This is a genomic window from Enterobacter sp. KB-280D8 (genome assembly GCF_041399405.1).
Classification (GTDB): domain Bacteria; phylum Pseudomonadota; class Gammaproteobacteria; order Enterobacterales; family Enterobacteriaceae; genus Enterobacter; species Enterobacter cloacae_N.
In genome coordinates, this window is the sequence record NZ_JBGKEC010000011.1 from 71,667 (window position 1) to 89,321 (window position 17,655).

At 57.8% G+C, this 17,655-nt stretch carries 18 protein-coding genes; 3 read left to right on the forward strand and 15 right to left on the reverse strand.

What is annotated here, in order from left to right; genetic code table 11:
* Positions 1-2 precede the first annotated feature (2 nt).
* The 4 genes from gntK to AB8818_RS20455 form a co-directional block, all read right to left on the reverse strand.
* Positions 3-530 carry a gluconokinase gene (gene gntK, locus AB8818_RS20440; protein ID WP_008503362.1) on the reverse strand — a complete coding sequence of 176 codons (528 nt, stop codon included), beginning with the start codon at positions 528-530 and terminating at the stop codon, positions 3-5.
* A 126-nt stretch (positions 531-656) separates the two neighbouring features.
* On the reverse strand, positions 657-1,652 hold the full coding sequence (gntR, locus tag AB8818_RS20445; protein ID WP_021242747.1) for a gluconate operon transcriptional repressor GntR: 996 nt from the start codon (positions 1,650-1,652) through the stop codon (positions 657-659).
* Between the two features lie 91 nt (positions 1,653-1,743).
* Positions 1,744-2,439: a pirin family protein gene (locus AB8818_RS20450; protein ID WP_003861565.1), complete on the reverse strand. Its 696-nt coding sequence runs from the start codon at positions 2,437-2,439 to the stop codon at positions 1,744-1,746.
* 123 nt (positions 2,440-2,562) lie between these two features.
* Positions 2,563-3,600 (reverse strand): oxidoreductase, encoded by a 1,038-nt coding sequence (locus AB8818_RS20455; protein WP_163330896.1) that lies wholly within the window; start codon positions 3,598-3,600, stop codon positions 2,563-2,565.
* 309 nt (positions 3,601-3,909) lie between these two features.
* Here AB8818_RS20455 and yhhY point away from each other — a divergent pair, with 309 nt between their 5' ends.
* Positions 3,910-4,398: an N-acetyltransferase gene (yhhY, locus tag AB8818_RS20460; protein WP_045143059.1), complete on the forward strand. Its 489-nt coding sequence runs from the start codon at positions 3,910-3,912 to the stop codon at positions 4,396-4,398.
* Between the two features lie 88 nt (positions 4,399-4,486).
* Here the strand turns inward: yhhY and ggt are convergent, their stop codons facing one another.
* Positions 4,487-6,232 (reverse strand): gamma-glutamyltransferase, encoded by a 1,746-nt coding sequence (ggt, locus tag AB8818_RS20465; RefSeq protein WP_192984297.1) that lies wholly within the window; start codon positions 6,230-6,232, stop codon positions 4,487-4,489.
* 123 nt (positions 6,233-6,355) lie between these two features.
* Between ggt and AB8818_RS20470 the strand changes: the two genes are divergently transcribed.
* Positions 6,356-6,733 (forward strand): DUF2756 family protein, encoded by a 378-nt coding sequence (locus AB8818_RS20470; RefSeq protein WP_126816077.1) that lies wholly within the window; start codon positions 6,356-6,358, stop codon positions 6,731-6,733.
* On the opposite strand, the gene ugpQ is transcribed toward AB8818_RS20470, so the two are convergent.
* The 10 genes from ugpQ to livK all read right to left on the reverse strand — a co-directional run bounded on the left by ugpQ (position 6,717) and on the right by livK (position 16,774).
* On the reverse strand, positions 6,717-7,463 hold the full coding sequence (gene ugpQ, locus AB8818_RS20475) for a glycerophosphodiester phosphodiesterase (RefSeq protein ID WP_021242741.1): 747 nt from the start codon (positions 7,461-7,463) through the stop codon (positions 6,717-6,719). The genes AB8818_RS20470 and ugpQ overlap by 17 nt on opposite strands.
* Entirely contained in the window at positions 7,460-8,530 is a 1,071-nt protein-coding gene (locus AB8818_RS20480) for a sn-glycerol-3-phosphate import ATP-binding protein UgpC (protein ID WP_116343993.1), read from the reverse strand. Before AB8818_RS20480 ends, ugpQ begins: the two co-directional genes overlap by 4 nt.
* A 1-nt stretch (position 8,531) precedes the next feature.
* Complete coding sequence (ugpE, locus tag AB8818_RS20485) at positions 8,532-9,377, reverse strand: sn-glycerol-3-phosphate ABC transporter permease UgpE (protein ID WP_013099125.1); 846 nt, start codon at positions 9,375-9,377, stop codon at positions 8,532-8,534.
* Positions 9,374-10,261 carry a sn-glycerol-3-phosphate ABC transporter permease UgpA gene (gene ugpA, locus AB8818_RS20490; protein WP_014833586.1) on the reverse strand — a complete coding sequence of 296 codons (888 nt, stop codon included), beginning with the start codon at positions 10,259-10,261 and terminating at the stop codon, positions 9,374-9,376. The genes ugpE and ugpA overlap by 4 nt, the downstream gene beginning before the upstream one ends.
* 113 nt (positions 10,262-10,374) lie before the next feature.
* Positions 10,375-11,691, reverse strand: coding sequence for a sn-glycerol-3-phosphate ABC transporter substrate-binding protein UgpB (gene ugpB, locus AB8818_RS20495; RefSeq protein ID WP_023326491.1), 1,317 nt, complete (start codon positions 11,689-11,691; stop codon positions 10,375-10,377).
* 247 nt (positions 11,692-11,938) lie between these two features.
* Positions 11,939-12,652, reverse strand: coding sequence for a high-affinity branched-chain amino acid ABC transporter ATP-binding protein LivF (gene livF / locus AB8818_RS20500; RefSeq protein ID WP_032650575.1), 714 nt, complete (start codon positions 12,650-12,652; stop codon positions 11,939-11,941).
* A gap of 1 nt (position 12,653) precedes the next feature.
* Positions 12,654-13,421 carry a high-affinity branched-chain amino acid ABC transporter ATP-binding protein LivG gene (gene livG, locus AB8818_RS20505; RefSeq protein ID WP_023310024.1) on the reverse strand — a complete coding sequence of 256 codons (768 nt, stop codon included), beginning with the start codon at positions 13,419-13,421 and terminating at the stop codon, positions 12,654-12,656.
* Positions 13,418-14,695, reverse strand: a complete 1,278-nt coding sequence (locus AB8818_RS20510) for a high-affinity branched-chain amino acid ABC transporter permease LivM (RefSeq protein WP_163330894.1) — start codon at positions 14,693-14,695, stop codon at positions 13,418-13,420. The genes livG and AB8818_RS20510 overlap by 4 nt, the downstream gene beginning before the upstream one ends.
* Complete coding sequence (gene livH, locus AB8818_RS20515; protein WP_013099131.1) at positions 14,692-15,618, reverse strand: high-affinity branched-chain amino acid ABC transporter permease LivH; 927 nt, start codon at positions 15,616-15,618, stop codon at positions 14,692-14,694. The genes AB8818_RS20510 and livH overlap by 4 nt, the downstream gene beginning before the upstream one ends.
* A 46-nt stretch (positions 15,619-15,664) precedes the next feature.
* Positions 15,665-16,774 carry a high-affinity branched-chain amino acid ABC transporter substrate-binding protein LivK gene (livK, locus tag AB8818_RS20520; RefSeq protein WP_192984294.1) on the reverse strand — a complete coding sequence of 370 codons (1,110 nt, stop codon included), beginning with the start codon at positions 16,772-16,774 and terminating at the stop codon, positions 15,665-15,667.
* Positions 16,775-17,198: 424 nt separating this feature from the next.
* On the opposite strand from livK, the gene panM reads away from it, so the two are divergent.
* The gene (panM, locus tag AB8818_RS20525; RefSeq protein WP_059355744.1) at positions 17,199-17,588 is read left to right on the forward strand and encodes an aspartate 1-decarboxylase autocleavage activator PanM; all 390 of its coding nucleotides are present in this window, start codon (positions 17,199-17,201) and stop codon (positions 17,586-17,588) included.
* Positions 17,589-17,655: the final 67 nt, after the last annotated feature.

Sequence of the window (17,655 nt, forward strand, 5' to 3'; positions counted from 1 at the left end):
ACTTACTGCCTTTTGTTAATGACCTCGATGGTGCTGGCTACAACACCCTCCAGTGACTGATCGATATCAACCACTAAGACGTCTTTTTCATCTTCACCCGGCTCCTGAAGCGCTTCGAACTGCGTCACCAGCATCTGGGTTTTAAAGAAGTGGCCTTTACGCGCCTTCAGACGGCTTTCAATCACCTCAAAATCCCCTTTCAGGTAGATGAAAGAGAGGTTCGGGTTGCCGTCGCGCAGCAGGTCGCGGTAGGTTTTTTTCAGCGCGGAGCAGACGATCAGGGAAACTTTATTGGTGCGCTGCATCGCAAACGCGGCGTCATTCAGGGCCTGCAACCACGGTTTGCGGTCGTCATCGTTCAGCGGCTCGCCGGAGGCCATTTTCATAATGTTGCTGCGCGGATGGAGGAAGTCACCATCAAGAAACGCAGCCTGAAGTTGATGCGCCACTTCGCTCGCCACGGCAGATTTACCGCTACCGGACACGCCCATCAGGACGTAAACGTGGTGATCGTGATTAGTCGTGCTCAAAGGGTGTCCCTCAGTCAATTGTTACGGGTAACAGTTATCGGTAACATTGTCCTGCTGGGGCAAAAGAGAAGCAATATCCAAACGTGCGCGAAGTGAATAAGTGTGAGCTACTTCAAATTTGTCAGTTCAAATAGATCCACCCGGTGACAAGGTGAAACCTAAATCTAACATTTTCGGGGTAACCGTCTCGCCACGAATGCGCGCCAGCAGGCGTTCTGCGCCAATGCGGCCCATACGTTCACGCGGGGTCAGGACGCTCGCCAGACGCGGCTCCATCACCTGGCCGATGTCGTGGCCGTGGAAACCGGCGATCGCCATATCATCAGGGATCTTCAGCCCCAGACGCTGACACTCAAACGCCGCGCCGACCGCCAGGTCATCGTTGGTACAGAAAATACCGTCCAGTTGCGGATACTCGCGTCGCGCCTGACGCATCAGCTCAATACCCGAGGTGTAAGATGAGGACTGCTCCACCATCACGCTGTACGGGGTTAAGTTTGCGTCGAGCATCGCCTGCTCGTATCCCTTCTGTTTGATGATAGTACGTTCATCAAGACGCGCACCCAGATAGGCGATATGACGATGCCCACGGGCGATGATGGCCGCCGTCATCTGGCGCGCCGCTTCGAAGTTATCGAACCCAACGGCGATGTCGAGGCACGGAGACTGGCTGTCCATCAGCTCTACCACCGGGATACCGGCCACTTCAATCATTTTGAGCGTGCGGGCAGTGTGGGTACGTTCGGTTAAAATCAGGCCGTCGATGTTCCAGGAAAGCATCGATTCAAGACGTTCCTCTTCCAGTTCCGGCTTGTACCCGTAGTGGGCGAGCATGGTCTGATAGCCAAAAGCATCGGTGACGCTTTCGATACCGCGCAGAACTTCAGCGAAAACCTGGTTGGTTAAGGAAGGAAGCAGGACGCCCACCGCACGGCTGGTCGCATTGGAGAGAATATCGGGTGCGCGGTTGGGGATATAACCCAGTTCATCAAGGGCGGCGGCAATCTTGCCACGCAACGCCACGGAAACCTGTTCCGGGTTACGTAAAAAACGGCTGACCGTCATTTTGGTCACACCGACGCGATCGGCGACATCCTGAAGTACGGGGCGTTTCTTTTTCATCGTCCTGAGAAATCTTGAAGTGAGAGATTTGCTCAGTTTATCACGGACAAAGCTCAACCTTCCCCGTTTAAAGGGAAGGTTGAGAAATTATTTAGACCGGAGGCAGGTCAAACAGCAGGATTTCACTTTCGCTGTCGGCATGTACGGAGAGCGCCTGCTCATCCCAGACGGCCAGACCATCGGCGGTGGTGGCTTTGGTGCCGTTAATGGATACTTCACCTTTCACCACCTGGATCCAGACGCGGCGGTTGGCGGCAATCTGGTGCACGGACTGTTCGTCTTTTGCCAGCGCCCAGCGGTAAAGCTCCATATCCTGATGCACCTTCAGGGAACCTTCACGCGCGTCCGGGGACAGCACCAGCTGTTTGCCCTGTTTCGCGTCAAAGCGGCGCTGCTCGTAGCGCGGCGTGATGCCGGTCTCTTCTGGAATGATCCAGATTTGATACAGGTGCAGTTTTTCCGTTTTGCTCGGGTTGTACTCGGAGTGGCGCACCCCGGTACCCGCGCTCATAATCTGGAACTCGCCCGCCGGAACCTGCTCTTTGTTGCCCATGCTGTCCTGGTGCTCAACCGCCCCTTCCAGCACATAGGTCAGAATTTCCATATCTTTGTGCGGGTGGGTACCGAAGCCCTGGCCTGCATCAATCACGTCGTCGTTAATCACGCGCAGTGCGGAGAAGCCCATGAAGTTCGGGTCGTAGTAGTCGGCAAACGAGAATGAATGCCATGAGTCCAGCCAGCCATGATTTGCGTGACCACGTTCGTTTGCTTTGCGTAAGTAGATCATTGTTTTCACCCTCAGTTCGTTTCGATGGAGTAAGTGTGGACGCAAACGGCCGGGGATCATAGAGGGTGAAAATTGACTCCTCTGTTCAAAAATTATGAACAAGCGCAGAGGAGCCGTTTTTGCTTATTTCGCGAGGGTTATCGTGGCAGGAGAGGCCTGCTCGAAGGCCCGCTCAAGGATTTCCAGGTTGGTCAGAACGTCAGATTCCTTGACGTAATTCGCCGTGCCGTTTGTGAGGGTCTCAAACAGCGCATCGTAGACGCGGCCATAGTCGCCGGTTTCCGGTTTCAGCGTTTCTTTGACCGTCACGCCCTCGTCGTTCACATACTCCAGCACGCCCACGGAATCGTCCGCCGCAAAGCCAGGCTCACCGGGCATGATATTGGCCTTCAGGCTGGTCTCCTGCTGGTCGATACCGTATTTGATAAACGAACCTTTGGTACCGTGAACGATAAATTTCGGGTAGTCGATTTTCACCAGATGGCTGGTTTTGACGATGGCTTTCAAGTCGCCGTAAAACAGCTGCGCTTCAAAGGTATCGTCCGGGTTGGCTTTATTGCGCAGGCTGCGGATGTCGTAAGCGACGTGATCCGGGCGGCCAAACAGGGAGATGATCTGGTCCATGGTGTGCACGCCCAGACCATAGAACGAGCCGTCCTGCGGCAGGCCGGGCTGGGTTTCCGCCACCGGACGGTAGTAATCGAAGTGGCTTTCAATTTCCACAATGTCGCCCAGCCTGCCGCTTTCGATCGCTTTTTTCGCCGTCAGGAAGCAGCTGTCAAAGCGGCGGTTCTGATACGGCGTCACGGTCAGCCCTTTGCTTTTCGCCAGCGCGAACAGTTCCTTCGCTTCGGCAATGGTCGGGGTGAACGGCTTTTCCACCAGCACGTTTTTGCCCGCTTCCAGCGCGCGTTTCGCATACTCAAAATGACTGTCGGCGTGGGTACAGACGACCACCAGCTTTACCTGCGGGTCATTCAATACCTCGTTCAGATCGCTGGTAAAATGAATATGGGAATACTGCGGAGATTGCTCTTCCGGCTTCGCGCTGCGACGGTAGATATGGGCCACATGCCAGGTATCTTTACGGTGGAGGACATACGGAAGGTGGTAGCGGGTCGTACTTTTACCAAATCCAATAAATGCGCAATGTAGTGTCATAGCTCAGTCCTTTTGGAAGGTTACTGGGTTTTACCATAGCGCATGTTTTGCCCTCACCCCAGCCCTCTCCCAAGGGGAGAGGGAGAAAAAGGGCAAAAAAAAGCCAGCGAGAAGCTGGCTAAAGTAATACTGGAAGCAATGTGAGCAATGTCGTGCTTTCAGGTTCCCGTAGGGGTCTTCCTGAATGCAAAGCAATAATAATCATTCTCATTCGCACTTGTCCAATACTTTTTGCAAAAAATAGCGGTTGACTCAAATTTTAAAGTCATTGATGTTGGAGGGGACTTTTAACCGACTGAGGAACAAGGAATGAGTGAGATAGTGATACGCCACGCGGAACCGAAAGATTATGACGCCATTCGTCAGATCCACGCCCAGCCGGAGGTGTACCACAACACGCTACAAGTTCCTCATCCCTCTGAGCAAATGTGGCAGGAGCGGCTATCCGACCAGCCTGGCATTAAGCAGCTCGTCGCCTGCATAGACGGTCACGTCGCCGGCCATCTGTGCATCGTCGTCGCGCAACGCCCGCGCCGCAGCCATGTGGCTGATTTTGGGATTTGTGTGGGCGCACAGTGGCAAAACCGGGGCGTTGCCAGCGCGTTGATGCGCACCATGATTGATATGTGCGATAACTGGCTGCGCGTTGACCGCATTGAGCTGACGGTGTTTGTCGATAACGAACCGGCGATTGCGGTGTATAAAAAACACGGGTTCGAAATTGAAGGCACCGGCAAACGCTATGCCCTGCGCAACGGCGAGTATGTGGATGCGTATTATATGGCGCGAATGAAGTAGTTTGTTGCCCTCACCCTAACCCTCTCCCGCAGGGAGAGGGAATGAAACACGTAGGCCGGGTAAGGCGAAGCCTCCACCCGGCAACATATCAATACCCCGCCGTCAAATCATCCACCGACCGCGGATCCGACGCCCCGAACAGCGCCCCATCCGGCCCGACCATAATGCTCTGAGTGCTGCCCATCGCCTCTTTCACCGCCACCTTCTGTCCGCGCTGCTCCAGCAGCTTGATGGTGTCCGGACTAAAGCCCTTCTCGACGCGCAGCTCGTCCGGCAGCCACTGATGATGGAAACGCGGGGCGTTGGTCGCTTCGGCGACGTTCATCCCAAAGTCGATGCTGTTCACCACCATCTGCAGCACGGTAGTGATAATCCGGCTGCCGCCAGGACTGCCGGTTACCAGCCAGGTTTTCCCGTCTTTCACAACGATTGTGGGCGACATGGACGACAGCGGACGCTTCTTCGGCCCGACCGCATTCGCATCGCCGCCGACCAGCCCGTAGACGTTCGGCACGCCCGGCTTGGCGGAGAAGTCATCCATCTCGTTGTTCAGCAGAATGCCGCTGTTGCCCGCCACAATCCCGGTGCCGAAGGTGGTGTTGAGCGTGTACGTCACCGCCACCGCATTACCGTCTTTATCCACCACCGAGAAGTGCGTCGTCTGGTTGCTTTCGTACGGCGCCAGCTTGCCGGGGCGGATCTCGCTCGACGGTTTGGCCTTGTTGATGTCGATCTGTTCCGCAATGGATTTGGCATACGCCTTGTTGGTCAGCGCCTGCCACGGCACCTTCACGAAGTCCGGATCGCCGAGATATTCCGAGCGGTCAGCGTAGGCGCGTTTTTCCGCTTCCGCCATCACCTGCATGGCATCCGCGCTGCCGAAGCCGAACTTGTGCATATCGAAGTTTTCAAGAATGTTGAGGATCTGCACGATGTGGATCCCGCCGGAAGACGGCGGCGGCATGGAGAAGACCTCGTAGCCGCGATAGGTGCCGCTAATCGGCTCGCGCTCCACCGCCCTGTATTCCGCCAGATCCGCTTTGGTGATGAGCCCGCCGTTCTTCTGCATCTCTTGAGCAATCTGATCGGCAATCGCCCCTTTATAGAACGCGTCCGGACCGTGCTCCGCAATCAGCTCCAGGCTTTTGGCGAGGTTCTTCTGCACCAGCTTGTCGCCCTTCTTCAACGGCTCGCCGTCTTTCCAGAAGATGGCCTTGCTGTTTTCATGATTGGGAATAACTTCGCTGCCGTAGGTCTTGAGATCGTCCGCCAGGGCGTCATTCACCACAAAGCCCTCCCGCGCCAGCTTGATGGCAGGCTGCACCACCTTGTTCAGCGGCATCGTACCGTATTTTTCCAGCGCCAGCGAAAAGCCCGCGACGGTGCCCGGCGTGCCGGAGGCAAGGTGCGAGGTCAGAGATTTCTTGCTGTCCGGGTTACCCTGGTCGTCGAGGAACATATCCCGGGACGCCTGGGAAGGCGCCATTTCGCGGAAGTCGATGGCGGTGGTTTTCCCGTCTTTGGTGCGCAGCATCATAAAGCCGCCGCCGCCCAGGTTCCCCGCCTGCGGGTGCGTCACCGCCAGCGCATAGCCGACGGCGACCGCTGCATCCACCGCGTTACCGCCCTGTTTGAGAATATCGACACCCACGCGGGTTGCCAGCGCATCCACCGATGCCACCATGCCATGGGTTGCCCGCACGGGATGGAAAACGTCTTCCTCCACGCCGTAGGAGACCGGAGGCGCCGCGGGCGGGTTGGCCGCCACGCTAAATGTGCCGCCTGCCATCAGCGCGGCGATCGCTACCCAGCGCAAAAACGTTGGTTTCATCATTATTGTTCTCCAGGTGAAGGGGTCCATACTCCCCGCTTAAGCCTGGTTCACAACTCCTAAAAAATCATCGTCATGGTGAAATCGGGGTAAACTTAAGAGAAACCTCAAAAGGAGGAGACGACAATGAAACGCTTGATGATTCTTACGGCACTGATCCCGTTTGCCGCGCTCGCACAGCCACTCAACACCATGAACAACCCGAACCAGCAGGGTTATGTTATCCCGAGCCAGCAGCGTATGCAGACGGAGATGATGAGCCAGCAACAGCAGCAGAAAGGGATGCTCAATCAGCAGTTGAAAACGCAGACCCAGATGCAACAGCAGAGCCTGCAAAACCAGATGAACGCCAATACCCAGCGCATCCAGCAGGGTCAGGTGCGCGAACAGCCCCTGCCGAATAAAAACGGCGGGATGTTAGGCGGGGGGTCAACCCTGAACAGCGGACAGCAGCATATGCTGCCGCCGCAGTCGAACGGCAGTATGCTTAATCCGCAGAACTAAAGTCCGGGCCGATCAGGTCGATTGCATCGGTACAAATGCTGTCCACGCCCCAGCGCAGCAGCTCGGCTGCACGCTGGGGTTTGTTAACGGTGTAGACCAGAATATGCAGACCCGCGTCTTTCAGCATCTTCACCCGCGCCTCATCCAGCAACTTATGATTAAGATGAATAGAGACACACGCTAAGCGCGTCGTCAGCTCGCGCCAGTCCTCGCGCCACTCGTCAAGCAGCAGCCCGCGCGGCAGCTCCGGCACGGCGGCCTGTGCCGCTTCCAGCGCGTCAATTTCAAACGAGGAGAGCAGCGGCGCAGTCATCCCTTCCCACAGCTCGCGCGCGGCAAGGGCAATCACTTTGCCCGTCAGCGGCCCGGTGCCGGTGGTCGGTTTGATTTCGATATTGGCCATCATACCGTGCTGGCGACAGCGGTCCGCCACTTCCGCCAGCAGCGGCAGCGGTTCGCCTTTGAATTCGCCGCTGTACCAGCTTCCGGCGTCCACCTTCAGCAGATCGCGCCACGGCAGCTCGCCCGCCACGCCCCAGCCGTTGCTGGTGCGTTCGAGGTTATCGTCATGCAGCAGGAAAATTTCGCCGTCTTTCGACAGCTTGGCGTCGAACTCGATCATGGTGTGGCCGTAACGCGCGCCAACATCAATCGCCGCCAGGGTGTTCTCCGGCGCCAGCTTACCGCCGCCCCGGTGGGCGACGACGTGGGGATAAGGCCAGTTGCTCATACTCGTTGTCCTGTTTCACCGTCAAACAGGTGCAGATGGTTTTCCGGCAGGTGCAGCCACAGCGTGCTACCCGCTTTCGGGCGTTCCTGATGCGCCAGGCGCACCACCATTTTTTGATCCCCCCAGCGCCCGTGCGCCAGGTTATCTGCACCCAACATCTCCAGCGTGTCCATCACCAGCGGCACGCCGCCGTCCGCCTGAGAGGTTAAAGCAATATGCTCCGGGCGGATACCGAGCGTCATCTTACGCCCGGCGTAGCCACGATAGTACCAGTTGATCGGCAATGCCATCCCGCTTTCCAGCTCAAAATGCGTGCCAGCGCTGCTGATACGCCCTTCCAGCAGGTTCATCGCCGGGCTGCCGATAAAGCTCGCCACAAAGCGGGTGGCCGGTTTCTCGTACACTTCCACCGGGGTGCCAATCTGCTCGGCGATGCCTTTGTTCATCACCATTACGCGCTGGGCGAGCGTCATGGCTTCGACCTGATCGTGGGTCACGTACAGGGAGGTGGTTTTCAGACGACGGTGCAGCTGCTGTAGCTCAAGACGCATCTGCACGCGCAGCTTGGCGTCAAGGTTGGAGAGCGGCTCGTCGAAGAGGAATACCGCCGGATCGCGCACGATGGCGCGCCCCATCGCCACGCGCTGGCGCTGGCCGCCGGAGAGCTCGCGCGGGCGACGCTTGAGCAGGCCGTCGAGTTCCAGAATGCGCGCCGCCTCTTTCACGCGCTCGTCGATATGGCCTTTGCCCATGCCGCGGATTTTCAGCCCCCAGGCCATGTTCTCTTCCACGCTCATGTGCGGATAGAGGGCGTAGTTCTGGAACACCATCGCTATGCCGCGGTCTTTCGGCTCCATTTCGGTGACGCGCTGGCGGTCAATCCAGATATCCCCGGAGGTCACGCGCTCCAGCCCCGCCACCATGCGCAGCAGCGTGGATTTGCCACAGCCGGACGGGCCGACCATGACGATGAATTCCCCGTCCGCCACGTCGAGCGTTAACGGCTGAATAACCTGGGTTTTGCCGTCCCAGCTTTTGGTTACTGCCTGAAGTTTTAAACCTGCCATCTTATTTCTCGCTATCGACCAGGCCGCGGACAAATGCACGCTGCATGGCTAAAACAATGACTACGGGTGGGATAAGGGTGAGCAGCATCGCCGCCATCACCTGGTTCCAGAGGGTGGTGCCTTCGCCGGTGGCGATCATGCCCTTAATGCCCGCCACGGCGGTGCCGAGGTTGACGTCCTGAATAATCAGCAGCGGCCACAGGTACTGGTTCCAGCCGTAGATAAAGGTGATCACAAACAGCGCCGCGAGGTTGGTTTTCGACAGCGGCAGCACGATGTCGCGGAAGAAGCGCATCGGCGACGCGCCGTCGATGCGCGCCGCTTCAATCAGCTCGTCCGGCAGGGTCATAAAGAACTGGCGGAACAGGAAGGTGGCGGTCGCCGAGGCCATCAGCGGCAGCGTTAAGCCCGCGTAGCTGTCGAGCATCTTCAGGTTGGCGATCACTTCCACCGTCGGGAAGATACGCACCTCCACCGGCAGCATCAGGGTGATGAAAATCATCCAGAAAAAGAGGTTCCGCAGCGGAAAGCGGAACCAGACAATGGCGAAGGCCGAGAGCATCGATACCGTAATTTTGCCGACCGTAATGCCAAACGCCATGATGAAGCTGTTGAGCATCATCAGCCAGAACGGCGCGCTGTTGGCACCCACGCCCTGGGTCCAGATGGTCTTCATGTTCTCGAAAAGATGCGTGCCCGGGATCAGCGTCATCGGCGTGTCGAACACCGCTTTGGTGTCCAGCGTGGCGGCGACAAAGGCCACGTACAGCGGGAAGAGGATGACGATAATCCCTAAAATCAGCATGGTATGGCTGAAAATCGTCAGCCCGCGACGGTTCTCAATCATTGGTAGCGCACCTTACTTTCAACGTAGCGGAACTGTACCACCGTGAGGATGATGACGAGGAACATCAGCACGACGGACTGCGCGGCGGAGGCAGAGAGATCCAGACCGGCGAAGCCTTCGCGGTATATTTTGTAAATCAGCGTGGTGGTCGCCTGTACCGGGCCGCCTGCGGTGGCCGCGTCGATCACCGGGAAGGTGTCGAAGAAGGCGTACACGAGGTTAACCACCAGCAGGAAGAAGCTCACCGGTGCGATCAGCGGCAGCGACAGCCTGAAGAAGCGGCGAATGGGCCCTGCGCCGTCAATTGCCGCCGCTTCCACCAGCGAGCGCGGGATGGACTGCAGCGCGGCAAAGAAGAACAGGAAGTTGTAGCTGATCTGCTTCCACACCGAGGCGAACACCACCAGGAACATCGCCTGGCCGCTGTTCTGGGCGTGGTTCCAGTCGTAGCCCAGTTCGGCCAGGAAATGGGTAATCAACCCGCGCCCCGGGTTAAACAGGAAGATCCACAGCACGGCGGCGACGGCGGGCGCTACGGCATAAGGCAGCAGCATCAGGGTCTGATACAGGCGGCTGCCGCGCACCACGTAATCTACCAGCGCGGCGAAAAACAGCGAGGCAACCAGGCCGCTGACTGTGACCAGCGCGCTGAACTTCATCGTCGTCCAGAAGGAGTCCAGGTAGTAGCTGTCATGGAACAGCGCGGTGAAGTTGTCCAGGCCAACAAACTGGCTGGAGAGCCCGAACGGATCGACGCTTTGTACCGAGTACCACAGCGCTTCGCCCGCAGGCCAGATAAAGAAAATAACGGTGATGACCAGCTGCGGCGCGACCAGCAGGTACGGCAGCCAGCGGGAACGGAACACCGGACGGGATGATGACATAGGTTTGCTCAGGTTGGTTTCCCCTCACCCCGGCCCTCTCCCCAAAGGGGCGAGGGTGTAATCGTCCCCTCTCCCCTTTGGGGAGAGGGTTAGGGTGAGGGGATTAGTTTTAATTACGATTTAGTCGACTGCTCAAAGCGACGCAGCAGCTGATTCCCGCGCTCTACCGCAGAGTCCAGCGCCTGCTGTGGCGTTTTCTTACCGGTCCAGACACTTTCCAGCTCTTCATCCACGATAGTGCGGATCTGCGGCATGTTGCCCAGACGCAGCCCTTTGGTGAACGGCAACGGCGGCTTGTTCAGCATCTGACGCGTCGCGATATCCGCGCCCGGGTTCTTGCTATAGAAGCCCTGCTCGCGGGTCAGGTCATACGCGGCTTTGGTGATGGGCAGGTAGCCGGTCTTCTGGTGCCACTCGGCGGCGTTTTCAGGCTTGGCCAGGAAGTCCAGGAATTCGGCGACGCCTTTATAGGTGCCCTTATCTTTACCCTGCATCACCCACAGACTCGCCCCGCCGATGATGGCGTTCTGCGGCGCGCCCTTCACATCGGCATCATATGGCATCATGCCCACGCCGTAGTTGAATTTGGCGTAGTGACGGATATCCGCCAGCGAGCCGGACGAGGCGGTGGTAATGGCGCAGTCGCCGTTGTAGAACTTCTCGGTGGATTCGTCTTTACGCCCGAAGTAGCTGAAGTCGCCCTTCTTGTTCAGTGCTTCCAGCAGCGCAATGTGCTTCACCTGCTCCGGCTTGTTGAACTCCAGTACCGCGTCGGTGCCGTCGAAGCCGTTGTTTTTGGTCGCAACCGGCAGGCCGTGCCAGGCGCTGAAGTTTTCAATCTGGATCCAGCCCTGCCAGCCGCTGGCGTAGCCGCACTTCATCCCCGCCGCTTTCAGCTTCGCAGTGTACTCCGCCAGGTCCTGCCAGGTTTTTGGCGGCTGCTCCGGATCTAAACCGGCTTTTTTGAAGGCGTCTTTGTTGTAGTACAGCACCGGCGTGGAGCTGTTAAACGGCTGGGACAGCAGGTGCCCGGTTTTGGAATCCGTGTAGTAACCCGCTACGGTCGGAACGAACTGTGATTCGTCGAAGTTGATGCCCGCTTCTTTGAACACTTCATACACCGGCTTGATGGCTTTGGAGGCCATCATGGTGGCGGTACCCACTTCATAAACCTGTAACAGGGCCGGTGCGTTGCCGGTACGGAAGGCGGCGATGCCCGCGCTCAGGCTCTGCTCGTAGTTGCCTTTGTATACCGGCACAATTTTGTAATCCGGATGGGTGTCGTTGAAACGCTGCGCCAGGGAGTCAACTTCTTTACCCAACTCCCCTTCCATGGAATGCCAGAACGGAATGGTGGTGACAGCCATTGCGTTCGTCGCAAAAGCCAGACCCAGTGCCAGACCCAAAGCTGTGTGTCGTAACGATGTCATTGTCATCTCTCTTATTGTGCCGGATGCGCGATATCACGCGTTTTATGCTCGCGAGGTAACATGCCATGCTCGAATGACAGAAAAATAACTGTTTGTTTACAGATAAGTGACAGCCAGGCGTCAGGGTGATGATGGTTGTGTGAAGGGGTGTAGTGGTTAAAAAAGCCGGGTGGCGGCTACGCCTTACCCGGCCTACTCGATCCCTGTAGGCCCGGTAAGCGCAGCGCCACCGGGCGATACAGACGGCTCAGCCGCCCAGGTAAGCGCTCCGCACCGCTTCGTTCGCCAGCAGCGCGTCGCCGGTATCCTCCAGCACCACGCGGCCGTTCTCCAGCACGTAGCCACGGTCAGCGAGCTTCAGCGCCTGGTTGGCGTTCTGCTCGACGAGGAAGATGGTCATCCCCTCTTTACGCAGCTGCTCAATGGTGTCGAAAATCTGCTGAATGATGATCGGTGCCAGACCGAGCGACGGTTCGTCCAGCAGCAGCAGGCGCGGCTGGCTCATCAGCGCGCGGCCAATCGCCAGCATCTGCTGCTCACCGCCGGACATGGTACCCGCACGCTGAATGCGGCGCTCCCACAGGCGCGGGAAAAGCTCGTATACCCACTTGATGCGGGTCTGGTATTCATCGCGGTGAGCGAAGAAGCCGCCCATCGCCAGGTTCTCTTCCACCGTCATGCGTGAGAACACGCGACGCCCTTCCGGAACAATCGCCACCGCCTCGCGCATGATTCTGGCGGTCTGCCAGTCGGTAATGTCTTTACCATCGAACACTATCTGCCCGCTGGTTGCGCGCGGGTCGCCGCACAGGGTGCCGAGCAGCGTGGTTTTGCCCGCGCCGTTGGCGCCTATCAGAGTGACGATTTCACCCTGATTGATGTGCAGGCTGACGTCGTGCAGCGCCTGGATCTTGCCGTAGTGCGCGTTGACCTTGTCGAACGTTAACATCGCTTTTTCCATCTTATGCCTCACCAAGATATGCGCGGATCACGTCCGGGTTGTTGCGGATCTCTTCCGGCGTGCCGTTCGCCAGCGGCGTGCCCTGGTTTACCACGTAGATACGGTCCGAAATGCCCATCACCAGCTTCATGTCGTGTTCAATCAGCAGAATGGTGGTGTCGTGACTATCGCGCAGCTCGGCAATCAGCTCGTCCAGCTCTTTGGTCTCTTTCGGGTTGAGCCCTGCCGCCGGTTCGTCGAGCATCAGGATTTCAGGCTGGGTGACCATGCAGCGCACAATCTCCAGGCGACGCTGATCGCCATAGGCCAGATTGCTCGCCTGACGGTTGGCGTGCTGCAGCAGGCCAATCCGGTCGAGCCAGGTGGCGGCGCGATCGAGCGCTTCATCCTGCGCGCGGCGAAAGGCCGGGGTTTTCAGCAGGCCGGAGAACAGCCCGGTTTTCAGCTGCTGATGCTGCGCCACCAGCAGGTTCTCAATCACCGTCATCTCGCGGAACAGACGCACGTGCTGGAAGGTACGCACCACGCCCATGCGGGCAATCTGCTGGCCCGGCAGCCCTTCAAGGTGCTGATCGCGCAGCATGATGGTGCCGCCCGTCGGCTTGTAGAAGCCGGTCAGGCAGTTGAAGACCGTGGTTTTCCCCGCCCCGTTCGGGCCAATCAGGGAGACAATCTCTTTCTTGTGCAGGTCAAGATTCACGTTGTTGACTGCCAGCAGGCCGCCAAAACGCATCATCAGACCGTTAACGGATAATAATGGCTGACTCATGCCTGCTCTCCTTTCGCTTGCCCGTTCTTCAGCTTCAGCTGTGGACGGGTCATCGGCAGGAGGCCCTGCGGACGCCAGATCATCATCAGCACCATCAAACCACCCAGCATCAGCATGCTGTATTCGTTAAAGTCGCGCATCAGCTCGCGCGAGACCACCAGCAGGATGGCCGCGAGGATAACGGCAAACTGCGAGCCCATCCCGCCAAGCACCACAATCGCCAGCACAAAGGCAGATTCGGCAAAGGTGAACGATTCCGGGCTGACGAAGCCCTGACGCGCGGCAAACAGCGTCCCGGCGAAACCGGCAAACGCGGCGCTGATGGTAAACGCGGTCAGCTTGATGCGGGTCGGGTTCAGGCCCAGAGAGCGGCAGGCGATCTCATCTTCACGCAGCGCTTCCCACGCGCGGCCCAGCGGCATGCGCAGCAGACGGTTGATCACGAACAGGGTAATCACCACCAGCAGCAGCGCCACCAGGTAAAGCCAGATCACGCGGTCGGACGGGTCATACTTGATGCCAAAAAAGTTGCTGAAGGTGTCCCAGCCACCTTCGCGTGCGGTACGGCTAAATTCCAGGCCGAAGAAGGTCGGTTTCGGGATCTGGCTGATGCCGTTCGGGCCGCCGGTCACTTCGGTGTTATTCAGCAGCAGGATACGGACGATTTCTCCGAAGCCTAAGGTCACAATCGCCAGGTAGTCACCGCGCAGGCGCAGCACCGGGAAACCGAGCAGGAAGCCCGCGGCGGCAGAGACCAGCCCCGCCAGCGGCAGGCAGGTCCAGAAGCCGAGGCCGTAGTAGTGGTTCAGCAGCGCGAAGGTGTAGGCGCCGATGGCGTAAAAGCCGCCGTAGCCCAGCACCAGCAGGCCAGAGAGCCCCACCACCACGTTCAGACCGAGACCGAGAATTACGTAGATCATGGTCAGGGTGGCGATATCCACGGTGCCACGCGACACCACAAACGGCCACGCCACGGCGGCCACCAGCAGCGCCACGAGGAACAGCTTCTGCTTAATGGTAGAGCCGTCGATTGCCGGCAGCACGAATTTCGGTCCGGAGACATTTTTCAGCGTCTTCTGGAACAGCGGGCGCAGCAGTTGGAACAGGAATACCACGGCAGTGCCGATAAATACCCACTGCCAGCGAATATCAGCCGCGGTATCGACAACGAGTTTGGTGCCATTCAGCTCAAGCTGGACGCCCATAAAGACGCTGGCCAGCACGAAGAACATAGCGGCAGAGAGCAGCGCCATTGCAAAATGCATCGGTTTCATACTTTCTCTACCTCCGGACGGCCCAGAATACCGGTAGGCATCACCAGCAGAACCAGAATCAGCAGGGCAAACGACACCACGTCTTTATATTCCGTGCTCAGGTACGCCGAGGAGAGCGCTTCCGCCACGCCCAGGATCAGGCCACCGATCATCGCGCCCGGAATACTGCCGATACCGCCCAGTACCGCCGCGGTGAAGGCTTTCATCCCGGCCATAAAGCCGATGTACGGGTTAATCACGCCGTAGAACTGGCCGAGCAGGACACCCGCCACCGCCGCCATCGCCGCGCCAATCACGAAGGTCAGGGCAATCACGCGGTCAGTGTTGATGCCGAGCAGGCTCGCCATCTTCAGGTCTTCCGCGCAGGCGCGGCAGGCGCGTCCCATGCGTGAGTAGCGAATGAACAGGGTCAGGGCGAGCATGGCGATAAAGGTCACGACCCAGATAACCAGCTGCATGGTGGTGATAGAGGCCGAGAAGTTTTCGCTGGCCCCTACAATCCACTGGCCGTTAAACAGGCTTGGCAGCGCCACGTCACGCGAGCCTTCGGTCAGGCTGACGTAGTTTTGCAGGAAGATGGACATCCCGATCGCGGAGATCAGCGCAATCAGACGCTTGGAGCTGCGCACCGGCCGGTAGGCCACGCGCTCAATGCTCCAGCCGTAGGCGCTGGCAATCACAATCGCGCCGACAAACCCGGCGGCGACCAGCAGCCAGCTGCTGTCGATGCCCATCATCATCAGCGCGGCAATGATCATAAAGGAGACGTAGCTACCGATCATGTACACCTCGCCGTGGGCGAAGTTGATCATACCGATAATGCCGTAAACCATCGTGTAGCCGATGGCGATCAGCGCGTAGGTGCTTCCCAGCGTGACGCCGTTAAACATCTGCTGCAGGAAATAAAGAAACTGCTCGGACATATGCAAACCTTTTTATACCCGCCCGGTGAGCCGGGCGGTGGGATAATTATTTGGCGGCCGAGGACGAACCGTCGGCGTGCCACTTAAAGACACCAAACTCAAATCCCTTCAGATCGCCTTTCTCATCCCAGTTCAGCGGCCCAATCACGGTGTTCGCCCCGTGCGCTTTTAAATCTTTCACCAGATCCAGCGGTGCTTTGCTGCCGGTACGATCCAGGGCCGTCGCCAGAGACTGCACGGCCGCGTAGGTGATCCAGACGTATGGACCGCTCGGATCCTTCTTCTGCGCCTTGAGCGCATCCACGATAGCCTTGTTGGCCGGATCCTGGTCATAGCGTTTTGGCATCGTCACCAGCATGCCTTCGGCAGAATCCCCCGCGATGTTTGACAGGGAGGCGTTGCCCACGCCCTCTGGCCCCATAAATTGGGTTTTCAGACCGGTGGCGCGCGCCTGGCGCAGCATTTGACCCATTTCCGGGTAGTAGCCGCCGTAGTAAACGAAGTCGATATTCTCTTTTTGCAGACGGGCTATCAGCGCGGAGAAGTCTTTCTCACCGGCGGTAATGCCGTCGAAGAAGACGATGTTCGCGCCGCCTTTTTTCAGGCCGTCCTGAACGGAGCGCGCCAGGCCTTCGCCGTACTGCTGTTTGTCATGAATGATAGCAATACGCTTTGGCTTAACGGTGTCGAGAATGTATTTCGCCGCGGTGGGCCCCTGCGAGGAGTCCAGACCGGCGGTACGCATAATGTGCTGGTATCCGCGCTGGGTCAGCTCAGGGTTAGTTGCTCCAGGAGTGATCATCAGGATGCCTTCGTCTTCGTAGATATCAGACGCCGGCTGGGTGGAGGATGAACACAGGTGGCCGATCACGTACTGGATACCGTCGTTGACGATTTTGTTGGCGACCGCGACAGCCTGTTTCGGATCGCACGCGTCGTCATATTCCACGCCCACCAGCTTGTCGCCCTTGATGCCGCCCTTAGCGTTGATGTCTTTAATGGCCTGGCGCGCGCCGTTGAACTCCATGTCACCCCACTGGGCAACAGGGCCGGACATCGCACCCACTACCGCAACTTTAATGTCCTCCGCCATAGCGGCATGCGAGATCGACAGTGCGACCATCCCCGCGATTAACGTCTTCGCGTTCCTTTTCATCTCTGAATCCCCATTCGTGATGTCGTGTTTATATTTTGTTTTATTATGGTTAAAAAGCATTCTGTACTTTTAATGAACAACGCTATTTTTACCAGTGCCTTTAATGGTTTAGCGCAGGTTTTTGTCAAAAACCAGACTAAAATCTCTATTTTTCAGGCGATTAAGCAAAGATAATATTCTGAAATCAGGCAGAGATAAACAAATAAAAGTGCAGTTTGCAGCATAAAATAACGGTACAAAGCGCCGAATAAAACACTGCCTTTCAGGTTAAAATTCTGCTTATTTTTCGATCCATGTGTTTTCACACTGCCCATTGCATTGCTAAAAAACTAATCACCTGGTTAATGAGAATAAAAAGAGGAAGCCGCTGAGTGAATAAATTGAGTACACTGCCCCTACTCAATTTGATTTGGACAAGTAGCTAATGAAACTGACTATCGTGCGTCTGGTGACCTTTAGCGACCAGGATCATATCGACCTGGGCAAGATCTGGCCGGAATATTCCCCTTCGTCACTGCATGTCGACGAGAACCATCGCATTTATGCCGCGCGCTTTAACGAGCGCCTGCTGGCTGCGGTTCGCGTGACCCTGAGCGGCACGGAGGGGGCGCTGGACTCGCTGCGCGTGCGCGACGTGACCCGTCGTCGCGGTGTGGGACAGTATTTAATTGAAGAAGTGATCCGCGAAAACCCGAACGTGAACTCATGGTGGATGGCCGACGTGGGCGTGGAAGACCGCGGCGTGATGGCGGCGTTTATGCAGGCGTTAGGGTTTACGGCGCAGGAGAGCGGGTGGGAGAAGCGCCAGAGTTGATTTGTGCGGCCTGATCTGTGCGGCCTGATGCCCTCACCCCGGCCCTCTCCCACAGGGAGAGGGAGAA

Coding starts and splice junctions, on each gene's coding strand:
- gntR (WP_021242747.1), bottom strand. CDS start 1,652: ATGAAAAAGAAACGCCCCGTACTTCAGGATGTCGCCGATCGCGTCGGT.
- AB8818_RS20450 (WP_003861565.1), bottom strand. CDS start 2,439: ATGATCTACTTACGCAAAGCAAACGAACGTGGTCACGCAAATCATGGC.
- AB8818_RS20455 (WP_163330896.1), bottom strand. CDS start 3,600: ATGACACTACATTGCGCATTTATTGGATTTGGTAAAAGTACGACCCGC.
- yhhY (WP_045143059.1), top strand. CDS start 3,910: ATGAGTGAGATAGTGATACGCCACGCGGAACCGAAAGATTATGACGCC.
- ggt (WP_192984297.1), bottom strand. CDS start 6,232: ATGATGAAACCAACGTTTTTGCGCTGGGTAGCGATCGCCGCGCTGATG.
- AB8818_RS20470 (WP_126816077.1), top strand. CDS start 6,356: ATGAAACGCTTGATGATTCTTACGGCACTGATCCCGTTTGCCGCGCTC.
- ugpQ (WP_021242741.1), bottom strand. CDS start 7,463: ATGAGCAACTGGCCTTATCCCCACGTCGTCGCCCACCGGGGCGGCGGT.
- AB8818_RS20480 (WP_116343993.1), bottom strand. CDS start 8,530: ATGGCAGGTTTAAAACTTCAGGCAGTAACCAAAAGCTGGGACGGCAAA.
- ugpE (WP_013099125.1), bottom strand. CDS start 9,377: ATGATTGAGAACCGTCGCGGGCTGACGATTTTCAGCCATACCATGCTG.
- ugpA (WP_014833586.1), bottom strand. CDS start 10,261: ATGTCATCATCCCGTCCGGTGTTCCGTTCCCGCTGGCTGCCGTACCTG.
- ugpB (WP_023326491.1), bottom strand. CDS start 11,691: ATGACATCGTTACGACACACAGCTTTGGGTCTGGCACTGGGTCTGGCT.
- livF (WP_032650575.1), bottom strand. CDS start 12,652: ATGGAAAAAGCGATGTTAACGTTCGACAAGGTCAACGCGCACTACGGC.
- livG (WP_023310024.1), bottom strand. CDS start 13,421: ATGAGTCAGCCATTATTATCCGTTAACGGTCTGATGATGCGTTTTGGC.
- AB8818_RS20510 (WP_163330894.1), bottom strand. CDS start 14,695: ATGAAACCGATGCATTTTGCAATGGCGCTGCTCTCTGCCGCTATGTTC.
- livH (WP_013099131.1), bottom strand. CDS start 15,618: ATGTCCGAGCAGTTTCTTTATTTCCTGCAGCAGATGTTTAACGGCGTC.
- livK (WP_192984294.1), bottom strand. CDS start 16,774: ATGAAAAGGAACGCGAAGACGTTAATCGCGGGGATGGTCGCACTGTCG.
- panM (WP_059355744.1), top strand. CDS start 17,199: ATGAAACTGACTATCGTGCGTCTGGTGACCTTTAGCGACCAGGATCAT.